Genomic DNA, 15364 nt, shown 5'->3' on the forward strand with positions numbered 1-15364 from the left:
TATTACAGTTCATAAATGATAAGAATCATATTCTTTGAAAGATAAAACTATATAAATAGTACCGTTGCCCTGAATTAAAACAATATTGAGATCAAGTGTTTTCTAAGAAAAATGCTTATAACATCTCTTATGCTTAATTACTAGTTTTAATCATTCGGTCAGAACCCATACTGACTAAATTTAAATCTTTAAAAATTATACAAAATATTATTATATCTTTTCAAATTTATTCTTCATACAACAAATAAATCACTAACTTGATACACTATTATAACAAATATTATAATAGCAATGCTATCTGCAGTTATCTTGTGCTTAGTCAAAACTGAGATTATTTATCATATGTAGTATGTATCTCAGACTCAATCTTATATGCTTAGATATGTTGCTAAATTTCTTTAAGAATTTTCTAATGCAAAAGATTTTTTGTAGTGCTTGCCTTGAGCGCTTGAAATATTTTATTGCTTTATTTTATACATGTTCCGCATTAGCATGCTATCCATATTATGAAGAGATAAAGAGCATACTTAAGAATAAAGTTCTTATAATAGTTATTAATAACTATTGGTTATTATAATATTTTTGCTTGAAATATTCTAAAAGTTAGTTTTTATATATTGCAGGAATACATTGTGTATTAGGTAGAATACGAAAGTTATATATTATGATTAATTCTTGATAATGCTTATTGATGTAGAGGATATTATAGAAGATCTATGTTGCTAGATGAACATATTTATTTGTTGATCATATTTATAATCTGCATTGTTATTATGCTATTCTTATTAGAAATAAAACTTGGCTCATCATTTCATCACGCAAAAATTAGACATAATGAAGTTCATAATAATACCAAGATAGCAACTGTTAGATCAAAATTTCTCTAAAAATGAAAAAAGATAAAAATCTATAATATAAAAGAATTAACAAGGTCAGATAGTAAGATGATCTAATAAATACTTAGCTTATTACGCTAAGTATAATGTATTATTAGGTTTCAGGTTGATATTACATTACATGATAGTTCTACTGTGTAGAATGAGACATGGATATAGATTTAATAATCTTTGCATCTTATAAAGATAATAAACTGAAGACTATTTTAAGAAAACATACCATGATATTAAAAATAAACTACAATGTAATCTATTTAATAATTATTATCTAGTACAAATATTTATTTGTTATGATATTAATTTTAAGTGTTATCACCTAGCTAGGTAACCTTAGAAGTATAGAATAGTAGTGTTACCTAAAGTTTAAAAGCTAAGCTTAAGGTTGCTTGAAATAAAAAGAGAATCACTGTTCAAGGAAAACTTAGCAATGACCAGTAATCTTCCTCCTGCTTTAATGTTGCCAGTAACGGCAGAGAAATTAGCCAAGATTCAATCGGCTATTGCTGATTTTTTACCAAACGAGCTTTCTTGGCTTTCCGGATATTTATGGGGCATGCTTTATCAGCAGTCTGGTGTTATGAACGTTGTTCCAACACCTTTTGTCTCGACTCCTATCACTTTGATTTCATCCTCTCAAACTGGCAATGCTAGACGTATCTCGGAAAAACTTTTTAAAGAACTGACAGCTATAGGTTTCAATATCAAAATGTTTAATGCCGGTGATTATCAGTTCAAAAAAATCATACATGAAAAAATATTACTATGCATTACTTCCACTCAAGGTCAGGGTGAACCCCCAGAAGAGACTGTGGCTCTGCATAAATATTTGTTCTCAAAAAAAGCACCACAGCTAACTGGTACTTCATTTGCGGTATTTAGCTTGGGTGACACTTCATATGAAAAATTTTGTCAGACTGGCAAAGATATTGATAAGCGTTTAGCTGATTTAGGAGGTGAGCGTTTATTAGAACGTGTCGATGCTGATGTTGATTATCAAGCAACAGAAGAAGAATGGCGTAAAAAGATCATTATCGTTCTTAAAAAAAAATTCTCACAAGCCATAACCAAGCAGGAAACATCTGAAGTTCTTATGAGTGCGTCGGAGGATCTTAACAAATCTTACAACAAAGAATATCCTCTCGCTGCAACTCTTTTACTAAATCAAAAAATTACTGGGCGTTATTCTGATAAAAACGTACATCATTTAGAAATCGATCTAGGTGACTCAGGAATCTGTTATCAACCTGGTGATGCATTAGGGGTATGGTACTGGAACGATGTTCAATTAGTAGAAGAGATTATCGGATTATTATCTCTTACTGGCAATGAAAAAGTCAAGATTCATGATCATGCTATAACATTGCGAGAATCGTTGATAAAAAAATTTGAAATCACACAAAATTCTAGCTTGATAGTAGAAAAATATGCAAAACTCTCACGCAACAAAAAGCTTATTGATTTGTTAGCAGATAAAAGGAATCTACAACAATACGCAAAGACAATACCACTACCGGATATGATTAGGCAGGCTCCTGCTAATATAAATGCATATGACTTGATATCGTTATTAAGATCCCTTACACCTCGCTTATATTCCATATCTTCCTCTCAATCTGAGGTAGGCAATGAAGTTCATATAGCTGTTGGCCTAGTTCGCTATGATATTGATGGGCGTGTCCGCACCGGTGGTGCATCTAGCTATCTGGTTGATCGTTTACAAGAAGATGAAACGTTAGATGTCTTCATTGAATGTAATAATAATTTTCGCCTTCCTCTAAACCCAAAAACTCCTATAATCATGATTGGCCCTGGTACCGGAATTGCACCGTTCCGTGCTTTTATCCAACAACGTGCAGCAGAAGGAGCGGTAGGTCTGAATTGGCTCTTCTTCGGTAACCCTCACTTTACTGAAGATTTCCTCTATCAGGTAGAATGGCAACGTTATATGAGAGAAGGTATTCTATCTCGAATTGATTTAGCTTGGTCTCGTGACCAAATAAATAAAATATATGTTCAAGACAAAATTCGTGAACAGGGAAGTGAATTATGGTGCTGGATCTCACAGGGAGCACATATCTATATTTGCGGAGACGCTCATCGTATGGCGAAAGATGTTGAGGTGGCGTTACTAGAGATATTTGTTGAACATGGTGGCATGAATATTGAACAAGCCGATGAATTTTTAAGTAAGCTGCGCTTGGAGCGCCGCTATCAACGAGATGTTTATTAATGAGCAAAAATATTAAAGATGAGTATTTCTTTACCAGTAAACACCCAGGTCCTTTAGTAGTAGACTACCCCCTAGAAGACGCTGAGCGCCTTAAGAAGGATAGTAATTTTTTGCGCGGAACAATTGCGGAGGATCTAAATGATGATCTGACAGGCGGCTTTAATGGAGATAATTTTTCGTTAATCCGTTTTCATGGTATGTACCAGCAGGATGATCGTGATATACGTGCTGAACGTGCTGAACAAAAGCTAGAGCCTCGATATGCTATGATGTTGCGCTGCCGTCTACCAGGGGGTGTGATAACACCAGAACAATGGCTGGGGATTGATAAGTTTGCCGGAGAAAGAACACTCTATGGTAGTATTCGCATTACAAATCGTCAAACCTTCCAATTTCATGGCATTCTTAAAAATAACTTAAAATCAGCCCATCGGCTGCTTAATGAATTGGGACTAGACTCAATAGCTACTGCGAATGATGTGAATCGCAATGTTCTATGCACTTCAAATCCTGTAGAATCTGAGCTGCACCATGAAGCTTACGAGTGGGCTAAAAAACTCTCTGAACACTTGCTCCCTAGAACTCGTGCTTATGCTGAAATTTGGCTAGATCAGATAAAAGTGGAGACCACTGAAGAAGAGCCTATTTTAGGTATGACTTATTTACCTCGTAAGTTTAAAACCACGGTTGTTATTCCTCCGCAGAACGATGTCGATCTGCATGCTAATGATCTAAATTTTATAGCAATTTCTAAAAAAGGAAAATTAATCGGTTTTAATGTATTGGTTGGCGGTGGTCTTTCTGTTTCTTACGGTGATAAGTCAACCTATCCGCGAACTGCTACTGAGTTGGGATTTATTTCGGTTGAGCATGTGTTATGTGTTGCTGAAGCTGTGGTGACTATTCAGCGTGATTGGGGTAATCGTGCTAATCGTAAAAATGCTAAAACTAAATATACATTAGAACGTGTAGGCCTTGAAAACTTTAAAAAAGAAGTCGAAAAAAGATCAGGATTAATTCTTGAGCCAGTACGTGCTTATGAATTAACCGGCCGTGGCGATCGTGTTGGCTGGATCAAAGGAATCGATGAAAAATGGCATCTTACACTATTTATTGAAAATGGAAGAATTTTGGATTATAAAGATCGTCGACTTAAAACTGGAATGTATAAAATTGCTAAAATTCATACCGGTGATTTTCGTTTAACTGCTAATCAAAATTTGATTGTGGCAGGTGTCTCTGAGCAAGATAAAGATTATATTGAGAGTGTCGCTCGTGATTATGGTCTGATGGATGATAACATCAGCGAGTTACGTAAAAATTCTATGGCCTGTGTATCGTATCCAACATGCCCACTGGCAATGGCTGAAGCAGAGCGTTTCCTGCCAGAATTTCTTACGCATGTCGAGGCAATCATGCAGCGTTATAATTTAGGAGATGATTATATCATCATACGCGTAACAGGATGCCCAAATGGTTGTGGACGTGCTTTGTTAGCTGAAATTGGTTTGTTGGGAAAAGCGATTGATCGCTATAATATGTACTTGGGCGGTAATCGTGTTGGGACACGTATTCCACGCATGTATAGAGAAAATATCAGTAGTAAAGAAATTCTTGTTTTGATTAATAAACTGATCAGTCGCTGGGCAAAAGAGCGCAATTCTGGTGAAGAATTCGGTGATTTTACTATTAGAGCAGGAATTGTTCGGGCAGTTTTAGATCCAGCTAGAGATTTTTATGATTAAAAATATTATTTTCTGCATTAACTATAATTTTATTATTATTTCTTTATTTTAAGACATTAATATTCAGTATAGAAATTAACAATAAAAAATAATTCAGAAAAGTCAAGGAGTATAGGTATTGCTGAAAACTTGAATAACCTTATCGCATTTCTCTAGTAATCCATAAGAACGATGTGGTTGCATTCTGGTTTTCCTACTCAAGACTATATATAAATATAGCAACTATCTTCCTTATAAAAGGATACAGCCCAGCCTATTCTTGTACTTGTTTTGACTTTGATGGCTAATAGAGAATATATTTTAGTGCAACATATACTCATATATTTATGCGGAGCAATTTGTTTATGTCTCAATTAAATTTGAATGCATTAAAACTGTTGTCGACAGTTGATCAGGAGATGTCTTTAGCTGAAATTAATAAAGAACTCGAGAATATGACTGCACTTAGGCGCGTGCAGTGGGCATTAGATTACTTATCTCCTGTATTCATAATATCTTCTAGTTTTGGAATTCAAGCGGCGGTATTACTACATTTAGTAACATGCGAACTACCAGATATTCCAGTAATCTTGATAGATACCGGCTATCTATTTCCTGAAACGTATCAATTTATTGATTTTCTTACTAAGAAACTTACTTTAAATCTAAAAGTTTATCGTGCAGTACAGTCACCTGCATGGCAGGAAGAGCGCCATGGTAAACTTTGGGAACAAGGTATGAAAGGCATCGAGCGTTATAACCAGATTAATAAAGTTGAGCCAATGCAGCGTGCAATCAAAGAAATGGAAGCTCAAACATGGTTTACCGGCTTGCGTCGCGAGCAATCAGGTAGCCGATCAGATCTACCTGTATTATTGATTAATCGAGGCGTATTCAAAATAATGCCGATAATAGATTGGAGCAATCAGAAAATACATCAATATATACAAAAAAATAGTCTGAGCTATCATCCTTTATGGGGAAAGGGTTATCTCTCAGTAGGTGATATTCATACAACTCGTAAATGGGAACCAGGTATGTCAGAGGAAGACACTAGATTTTTTGGGCTAAAACGTGAATGCGGCTTGCATGAATAGCTTTTCTACTACTTAAAGTATTTGAGTATTCGGCTATATTAAGGAAGTATTGGTGATTGGTTTATTTATACTTAGAATATATTTTATGTATTATATAATCTTTTTCTCTTCTCTAATTTTTAGTGTAGCTCATTTAATTCTAGGTAATATGTTAGTAAAAGATGGATGATTACATATATATTATCCTAATATATAAAATAATAATTTTATTACAAGTATGTCCTATTAGTTATCTTCTAAATATACAGCATTAAAATATATCATATAACAAATTATTACTTAAGTTATTTCGAACCATTTACAAGTATTTAAAACAGATGAATTGTAAACATTAGCAAAATTTTACTAAACAATAAATATAGTAGTAATCATAGGGGCACCGTATGGCTATTATATCAAAAAATAATATTATCTGTGCTACTTGATTTTTATGGAATATCACTAAATAGATATTATATCTGATATATATCCGTACTAAATTGACTATACAATACAATAAGGTTAGATAATATTTAACTAAATAAATGCTATGCTCATAACCATAAAATGGTACAGCAGAATCTTAGTAAGATTGACTAATTGGAAACAAAATAACTTTCAGCTATTGTTTTCTAAGAATTATCTTCCGTATTCATACTCCCTTGCTGTTATCTAAATCAACAAATATTAAGAGTATCAGGCTTCAATACTTTACTAATGCTCAGAATTTATGACCTAATAAGATTGTTACAGAATACAGAAATCATCATTATACTTATAGCTTCCTATTATGGACGATTATACGTATTATTATAGATCTCATAAATCTATGATAGCGCTCAAATTAAGAGATATTTGATGAAGTGAATAACATCAGCGTTATTATTTATCTGACGGTTTAGTATTTTAGGTTCTGTGTGTTAGGAGTAAAACCGATAGTTTTTAGTGTTTTTGAATTTTATAAAATTACTTTAGAGGATTCACAAATGCGTATTATTCTACTTTCTCCTCCTGGTGCTGGCAAAGGTACTCAAGCACAGTTTATCATGAAACAGTACAACATTCCTCAAATATCTACGGGTAATATGCTTCGTTCAGTAATCAAAGATAGCATCAAATTAAGGGAAGAAGAGAAGATAAGCATGGACGCTGGTATTCTCTTAAATGATGATTTAGTAATTTCACTTGTTAAAGAACGTATTATGAAAGAAGATTGTAAACATGGGTTTCTTCTAGACGGGTTTCCTCGTACCATTTATCAAGCGGAATCGATGAAAGCAGAAGGTATTAAGATAGATTTAGTATTGGAACTACATGTGCCCGAGGAGCTACTACTTGAACGTTTGCTTGGCCGTCGTATTCATCATAGCTCTGGACGTGTTTACCATATTAAATTTAATAAACCTCAAATAGAAGGTAAGGACGATGTTACTGGTGAAGCTTTAACCATTCGTCAAGATGATCGAGAAGAAATAGTGCGCAATCGTCTACTGGAATATAATATTCAGACTGCACCACTAATCCAATACTATGGAAGAGAAGCTAACCAAGGTAACATTAATTATATAAAATTAGATGGCACCCAATCTATTACTGTTTTGCATACACACATTAAAAATGTTTTAGGATAAGTTAGAAAATTGATGTTATTTCAATAACATAAGTATATTATCTTGAATAATTTTTCTTATATAATACAAGTTAAAACGATACTTTCGCGATGAAAAAGTTCTAGTCCGGGATTTATACTTATACAAGCAATATACTCTAATATAATTAAAGATAATAAAATTATATTTAATGTCTTATCAAACCTTAATAAAGGATTTTCATATATATATTTTAAACTAATGTAGACATCAGCATTACTCCCTTTAGAAAGAGATTAGGCCGTTAAATATTTAGTATAAATAATGATGTAATTTGCGTACAGCAGTCATTTATGATCTTAGATAAGATTATTGATACTTGTTTATATCCAAATGGTAGTATTGTATCACCAACAGATCATCGCTGACAAATAAATACTAAATATGAAATAAACTATATCTTAGAACTAAGATAATAAGGTTTATCTACAATGTTATTACTGTACTATATTTAATTTGAAAGAAAAAATATTCGTCAATTCATTACCCAAATATAAAATATTTATAGTGCTTTGACCTATGCGATACCTATCATGGATTCTCAAGACGTTCCTAATTATCCATGTGAACAAGAGCTAACTAGCTTAGAGAAAATACAATTGTTGGTTATTAGTTTCCATTCACTGATTATTTACTTTATCAATGAAGCTGCTTATAGTAGGACTTTAGTATATAGAACTCATGGGCTATGATTAACCATTCAATAATAAAAATTATGATTTGAATAGTATCTATGCAGATATCTAATACTTTTTAAAGCTATCGCTATAGCGATAGCTATGTCCCAACATAGGCCTCAGATACTATAATTATATGAATTATTCTCAGTTATCATCAATTAATTGATCTATTTATGATTTATCATTAGTTTTATCATTAGTTTTATCATTATACTTAGGCCTAGCATGAAGCAAGAAAAAATAGGTGTGCTATTAGTGAATTTAGGAACTCCGGACGCTCCAACAACTGTCGCAGTTAAACGTTATTTAGCTGAGTTTTTAAAAGATAAGAGAGTAGTGGACTCTGAGTGTACAATCTGGAAACTAATTTTATATTTTATTATTTTACCACTCCGCTGTCCACGAGCCGCTAAAAGATATAAATCAATTTGGACGAAAGATGGTTCGCCATTGATGTTTTATAGCTATCGTCAGCATGCGTTATTAAAAGAACGCTTACCAAATATTACCATAGAGTTGGGTATGAGATATGGCCAACCTGCATTAAAACACGCAATTAATAAGCTATCCTATGCTGGAGTAGATCGTATGATTCTGCTCCCTCTGTACCCACAATATTCTTGCTCTACTAATGCTTCTGTTTTTGATAGTGTTGCCCGACATTTCGCTAATATGAGACGCATACCATCGCTGACTTTTATTCGTGACTATGCCGAACATCCAGCTTACATTGATGCATTATCTGCCACTATTCGCAGCAGTTTTGTGCAGTATGGAAAACCAGATATGCTAATCTTCTCTTTCCACGGCATTCCACAGAGTTATGCTGATCAGGGAGATGATTACCCAGAGCGTTGCAATGCTACTGTCCAGGCAGTTGTTGATCAGTTAGGATTGCATCCAAAACATTACATGATGACTTATCAGTCTCGTTTTGGACACAAGCAATGGCTAGCACCTTTTACAGATAAAACAATTTCACAGCTTCCAGGAAAAGGAGTTAAGCATCTACAAGTTATTTGCCCTGGATTTTCTGTTGACTGTTTAGAAACCCTAGAAGAAATCAAATTTTTAAATAAACAATTATTTATTAAAGCTGGAGGAAAAAGTTTTAGATATATTCCTGCACTAAATGATAACACTTTACATATTGATCTCTTGTATCAGTTACTTGTTGAACAAATAAGATATTTAGACTAATACTGATTTGCTCAATTATTGAATAAGCTTTTACTGATCTGTTAAGATTTAGCAAATCATTGTAATTCAGGTCAATAAAGCAGTATTAAGGATTTATCTATTGGGGTATTATTTATTACTACAGTCTTAATGCTTTTATTTCTGCTATATTGTTCTCAAACTAATACAAGCGTCATTCTAAAAATATATTATATAAAATAATTTATCTAAATTTTTATATACTTCAGATACTCTATAGCCTATTAAGATGTTGCGGATCTTTAAGTCAATTGGAGCCGGTTCCTATGGATATCGGTGCAATATTTAATATTGTATAATCAATTAATTGAAAAAATTATTTACCAGTTTTTTAATGAAAACAATAATCCCTAAAAATATAATGTATTATGCTTTTATTTTATTATGATAGCTCTTAAATATTTTAAAGTGATTTCACTATGTTTTGGCATAGATCTCATAAAAGATATTAAATATATTGATCAGGTATTTTCACATAGTACTAAGTGTTTTATGTACTGGATATATATTTAAGTCCTAAGGTATAAAAATACATTACCTGTTACTACTGGGATAATTACCACATTTGTACTATAATTATACATCTATCATGGTGAATCAAGTATGTGATGAAAAATTTTTCTTATATATAGCATCATGAGATATAACTATTCCATGGGAAAAAGCATAAATCTTGATAAATAGCATTAGGTAACTTTGTAATATTTTTCTTTCTTGTGCTACAGTCTTATTTTACTAATGGTTTATCTCGCATCAACGTAACGGATAAAAGTAGTCATCAATGCTGCTACCTACCTATTAGTCTATTTTCTGGTTACGAAAATACTAAAATATCTTGAGTGATTAATTCATTAATGAGCCTACTAGTTCTCCAATATTGTTTTAATCACAATAGAAAAGAATATAATTTAGAAGAATTATATTGAGCTACTGAATCTTTATTTTAAGTTATCTATTTATTTAATGTGATTTAGGGATCTAATATTAAAAAATAAGATTTAACCGATCCTTGATGCAATTATTATTTTGATCTTTCTTTTATATCTTTTTTGTACAATCAATATTAATTAGCTCTAGTACGCGGTATTGCTTGTCTAATATGCCAAGATTAAGTAATAACCTCTATATCGGTGGCTTAAATTCTAAAGAGCGAAAAAATGAATGCTGTTAGCATAAAGAACTAATTTAGTTATTTGTCCAACGTATTGATTTGTATTATTTTATAATATTAGGGTCAGAGATATGAAAAGTACTTGATAAGGATTTTCAGAAAGATCTTCAGTAAAGGATATCAAATAATTATATGCCAAAATATCACTGAATCTAAGAATGTTTAAGACGGTATTTTATAGAACACGAACCATAAAGATATTCTTTAATAGCCCTCTTGACAAAAGAATTTTTAGGATAAAATTGCGCCTAATATACCTAACATAAAAATAACTAGAAAACCTGTTTACGCAATATAGTAAAATCTTCTCGATCATTCGAAAAGTCTTCTTGCTATACAGGAGGTTGCAGTGAAATAATGAAATTATTTCTAGTTTATTCTTATTAAAACAAAAGAGAATGCCGAAATTTAACGTTTACTTGATGAGAGAGAAATGCAGTAATGGCGTAAGACATGTTCTTAAAATCAAGTGATTAGCAGGCTTGTGGGTAGCAGTCTGACCTAAAATATTAAAGTAGGAATACTTGTATTGTGTATGGTTATCTATTAATAAAAGTATTATTTATAATAAGACGTATCTTTTATTAATAAACATAAAATTACTTAAATATGCGTCTATAATGCAAGCGGTAACCATAAGATTGACGACTTTTCGATAAAACTGGTGAAGGTCATCGGTCTTCTTCTCGGTCAGGACGTTCTTTGCCCGCAACTTAGTTGCCAATGCAAAACATGAGTAAGTTTAAGATGAAAAGAATGTTGATTAACGCAACTCAGCATGAAGAGTTGCGTGTTGCCCTTGTAGACGGGCAGCGTTTGTATGATTTAGATATTGAGAGTTTAGGTCACGAACAGAAAAAAGCAAATATCTACAAGGGTAAAATAACCCGTATTGAGCCAAGTTTGGAAGCTGCTTTTGTAGATTACGGTGCTGAAAGACATGGTTTTCTCCCTCTCAAAGAAATTGCCCGTGAGTACTTTCCTAGCAATTACTCGTCTTATGGTCGCCCAAACATAAAAGATGTTTTGCGAGAATATCAGGAAGTTATTGTTCAGGTTGATAAAGAAGAGCGCGGCAATAAAGGTGCAGCATTAACAACATTTATTAGCTTAGCTGGCAGCTATTTAGTATTGATGCCTAATAACCCACGCGCAGGTGGTATTTCTCGTCGCATAGAAGGTGAGGACCGTCTAGAACTTAAAGAAGCCCTTGCTTCTCTTGAACTACCGGATGGGATGGGTTTGATTGTTCGTACGGCAGGAGTTGGTAAATCTGCTGAAGCTTTACAATGGGATCTATCGTTCCGTCTCAAACATTGGGATGTTATTAAAAAAGCTGCCGAAGGACGTTCTGCGCCGTTTTTGATTCATCAAGAAAGCAATGTTATTGTTCGCGCATTTCGCGATTATCTGCGGCCTGATATTGGTGAAATATTGATTGATAACCCCAAGATTCTTGATCTAGCAAAAAAACATATTGCTGCTCTAGGGCGTCCTGATTTTAGTAGCAAAATCAAACTATATGCTGGTGAAATTCCACTATTTAGTCATTACCAGATTGAATCTCAGATTGAGTCTGCATTTCAACGTGAAGTGCGTCTGCCTTCCGGTGGTTCCATTGTTATTGATTCTACTGAAGCTTTAATAGCCATAGATATTAATTCTGCTCGTGCAACACGCGGAGGCGACATTAAGGAAACAGCATTTAATACTAATCTTGAAGCTGCTGATGAAATTGCTCGTCAGCTGCGTCTACGCGATCTTGGCGGTCTGATTGTGATCGATTTCATTGATATGACTACTGTACGCCATCAACGCGAAATTGAGAATCGTCTACGTGATGCTGTTCGTCAGGATCGTGCGCGTATTCAGATAGGTCGAATTTCCCGTTTTGGTTTGCTTGAAATGTCTCGTCAACGTCTCAGCCCCTCACTAGGTGAGTCGAGTCATCATATTTGTCCTCGCTGTAATGGTACTGGTACTGTGCGCGATAATGAGTCCTTGTCTCTCTCTATTCTTCGTCTTATTGAGGAGGAAGCGCTAAAAGAAAATACCAACGAAGTACATGCTATAGTTCCAATTCCAGTTGCCTCTTATCTATTAAATGAGAAGCGAGAGTCTGTTAGTGTTATTGAGAAACGTCAAGATGGCGTAAAAGTTATCGTTGTACCTCACGATCAGATGCAAACACCGCATTACTCTGTGGTGCGTATAAGACATGGTGAAGGGACCAGCACTCTAAGTTACCTTTTGCCCCAGTTGCACGAATCAGAGAGCCTGATTGCTGACGAAGATAATATTATTGATCGAAAGCGCACTGAACAACCTATAAGGTGTACTTTTTCTATGGATGTTGAAACTCCAGTTCTAAAAGTTGCCAGTGATAGTGCTATCAAAGTAATTGCTCAGCCCACGGTAGAGTTTGGTTTAGTAAGACGACTTTTCTCTGCGCTAAAAAATATGTTCTCAGTTTTAGATGCAGTGCAAAAAACAGTGACCCAATCTAGAGGTCCTACAGAAGATATGAGAAATCATAATAAAGATTATTATGATAAGACTTGCCGTCAGAATAAAAATGCCAATTATGATATATCTAACTATTCTGATATTAATTTTGAAGATCAATCTGGCAATCTTCGGTACTTAAAACAAGTTGCTGATACTAAACATAAAATAAATAATACCGCTACCCGAAAGCATGATATACAAACGCTATTTGCTGGCTCACTTAAGAATGAGAATCAGGGTGATTACAGTAAAGATCATCAGCTTGTTAATCAGGAAGTAAAATTACCGAATAATCAAGATACAGCTCTAGAGACTACAGCAGAAGAAAAGAACAGAGAAGATAAGAATAATACAACTCTAAGTAATAGACGTGAATTAACTCTAAAAATGCCTGTTAAACCCAAGAATGAAGATTCACTTTTAGCGCTATCTCAAAATGCTATCTCTCCTCAATTAGGTCTTTCTGAGTCCACTCAACGACAGAGACATGATGAGAATGGGAAACCTTCTGATAGCAATCAAGATCGAATTGGTATGCCTCGTCGTTCTCGTCGCTCACCGCGCCATCTGCGTGTTAGTGCTCAAAGGCGTCGTCGATACCGTGATGATCGTTATCCGTTGCAGTCGCCAATGCGACTTGAGTTCGCTGCAGCATCTCCTGAGATGGCATTCGGTAAAATCTGGATCACCTATCCAACAGTCAGGAATTCAAAGTCTGGAATAGCTAAGACACAAGTATTAACGGAACACTTGCATAAAAACAATAATATCTCTCGTTTTGCACAAAAAGCTATAGTTCCTTCAACTATGAATCAAGCTGTACCTAGAACTTCCATGGCGCATCCAGCTAATATCCGATCGGTCGTTAATTATGTTATATCAACATCTATTAAAGCAGTAACGCCTGAATCTATAAAAGTTAACGAAGTAGTAACAGTAACTCCAGAAAATATTAAACCATCTGTCACTAAAAGTGCAGCTTTTAAAGAATTAGCTCATAAGAAATATGTTATTACAGAATCCGATAGTTTTGTGACAGAAGATGCTAGAAGAAAAATGGTTGAGAAGGTTGTTGATTCTTCATACATGGCAGATATCGAATCAGATATCATCCCCATTAAAGATGCATTTTTTAAAAAATCTACAGTGCATATTTTGGGTATCGACAAAGATACTATCGAAACTAATAGGATTAAGTCTCTCATGTTAACTGAGGCTAAATCACAGAACGTTGCAACAGCACCTATAACTAAAGTACCAGCAGAACCTCAGGATAAAAATTATGTTTCAATTATGAGTAATCGCAAGCGACCTAATCTAGATTTGCTGAGTAAAAATTCTGCTGGTGCTCACGCAGCGGCAAGTCACTCAACAGCACCGCCAACCAAGCCGTGAATCATGGAGTAATCAATAAAATAGCTAAAAATAAGAAGAATATTTTTATATTAATATTTATTATTTAAAAGATACTGATTTTATTAGATAAGATGCATATGATCATCAAGTTGAGTCTTCTTTGTTGCTTATGGTTCTTTATCTTCCTAGGACTTACTAACATCTAGAACTAGTAACAATAATAGTACGATAAATTTAAATTTTTTGTAATAGCTTTGTAATATTTAATATTTATATCTTACTTAGATGACAATATTTATTGATGAAGCCTTTTGATTCTTTAATAAGGAGAATATTAAACTTTATTGGTGAGGCTATTATTAATATTAAAGAGGTTATCGTCTTACAAATAAATTTGTAAATTTTAAAAAGATTAAAGTACTTTTATCAATTTTTAAATAGATACACCTGAGTCCTTTTAAAATACGAGAAAGAGATTCAACGTTTTATGCATTATAAAAAGATTTTATAGCAATTTAGTAAAAGCAATGGATATATAGTTTAGAATAAAATTCATGCGTGCATCCTAAAAAATATTTAGGAGATGAAAAAGTACATCTTAGTCCTTGATGATTTTTAATTAATATTATATCTAGTTTATTACTTAGATATTTTTCTATAAAGATTAATTTTCATTGATGTTGCTATATTCGTAAGAAGAGCTATTAAGAGCTCCGCGTATTTAATAACTTAATTTATATCTATGATCAAGAATCATCTTGATTAGTATCTCGAAATGATGATGAGTTTATAAAATATAATTTCGTCCTACAAATACTATGCATAATTCAATTAAAATACTTTAAAATCAAGAATA

At 33.4% G+C, this 15364-nt stretch carries 6 protein-coding genes; all 6 read left to right on the forward strand.

The annotated features are described in order from the left end of the window. Positions 1 to 1323 precede the first annotated feature (1323 nt). The 6 genes from cysJ (at position 1324) to rne (ending at position 14547) form a co-directional block, all read left to right on the forward strand. Positions 1324 to 3126, forward strand: coding sequence for an NADPH-dependent assimilatory sulfite reductase flavoprotein subunit (cysJ, locus tag KTT71_RS01410; protein WP_216782693.1), 1803 nt, complete (start codon positions 1324 to 1326; stop codon positions 3124 to 3126). After that, positions 3126 to 4871 (forward strand): assimilatory sulfite reductase (NADPH) hemoprotein subunit, encoded by a 1746-nt coding sequence (cysI, locus tag KTT71_RS01415; RefSeq protein WP_216782694.1) that lies wholly within the window; start codon positions 3126 to 3128, stop codon positions 4869 to 4871. The genes cysJ and cysI overlap by 1 nt, the downstream gene beginning before the upstream one ends. A 344-nt stretch (positions 4872 to 5215) precedes the next feature. After that, positions 5216 to 5947: a phosphoadenylyl-sulfate reductase gene (locus tag KTT71_RS01420; protein WP_216782695.1), complete on the forward strand. Its 732-nt coding sequence runs from the start codon at positions 5216 to 5218 to the stop codon at positions 5945 to 5947. A 965-nt stretch (positions 5948 to 6912) separates the two neighbouring features. Beyond that, complete coding sequence (gene adk / locus KTT71_RS01425) at positions 6913 to 7557, forward strand: adenylate kinase (protein WP_216782696.1); 645 nt, start codon at positions 6913 to 6915, stop codon at positions 7555 to 7557. 923 nt (positions 7558 to 8480) lie between these two features. Continuing rightward, complete coding sequence (gene hemH / locus KTT71_RS01430; RefSeq protein ID WP_216782697.1) at positions 8481 to 9455, forward strand: ferrochelatase; 975 nt, start codon at positions 8481 to 8483, stop codon at positions 9453 to 9455. A gap of 1936 nt (positions 9456 to 11391) precedes the next feature. Beyond that, positions 11392 to 14547: a ribonuclease E gene (rne, locus tag KTT71_RS01435; RefSeq protein ID WP_216782698.1), complete on the forward strand. Its 3156-nt coding sequence runs from the start codon at positions 11392 to 11394 to the stop codon at positions 14545 to 14547. The last annotated feature ends 817 nt before the right edge of the window (positions 14548 to 15364 follow it).

It is taken from the genome of Candidatus Profftia tarda (assembly GCF_904848675.1).
Taxonomy (GTDB): Bacteria; Pseudomonadota; Gammaproteobacteria; order Enterobacterales; family Enterobacteriaceae; genus Profftia; species Profftia tarda.

Excerpts from the sequence above, each read along its gene's own strand:
- cysJ (WP_216782693.1), top strand. The coding sequence starts at position 1,324 with ATGACCAGTAATCTTCCTCCTGCTTTAATGTTGCCAGTAACGGCAGAG.
- rne (WP_216782698.1), top strand. The coding sequence starts at position 11,392 with ATGAAAAGAATGTTGATTAACGCAACTCAGCATGAAGAGTTGCGTGTT.
- cysI (WP_216782694.1), top strand. The coding sequence starts at position 3,126 with ATGAGCAAAAATATTAAAGATGAGTATTTCTTTACCAGTAAACACCCA.
- hemH (WP_216782697.1), top strand. The coding sequence starts at position 8,481 with ATGAAGCAAGAAAAAATAGGTGTGCTATTAGTGAATTTAGGAACTCCG.
- KTT71_RS01420 (WP_216782695.1), top strand. The coding sequence starts at position 5,216 with ATGTCTCAATTAAATTTGAATGCATTAAAACTGTTGTCGACAGTTGAT.
- adk (WP_216782696.1), top strand. The coding sequence starts at position 6,913 with ATGCGTATTATTCTACTTTCTCCTCCTGGTGCTGGCAAAGGTACTCAA.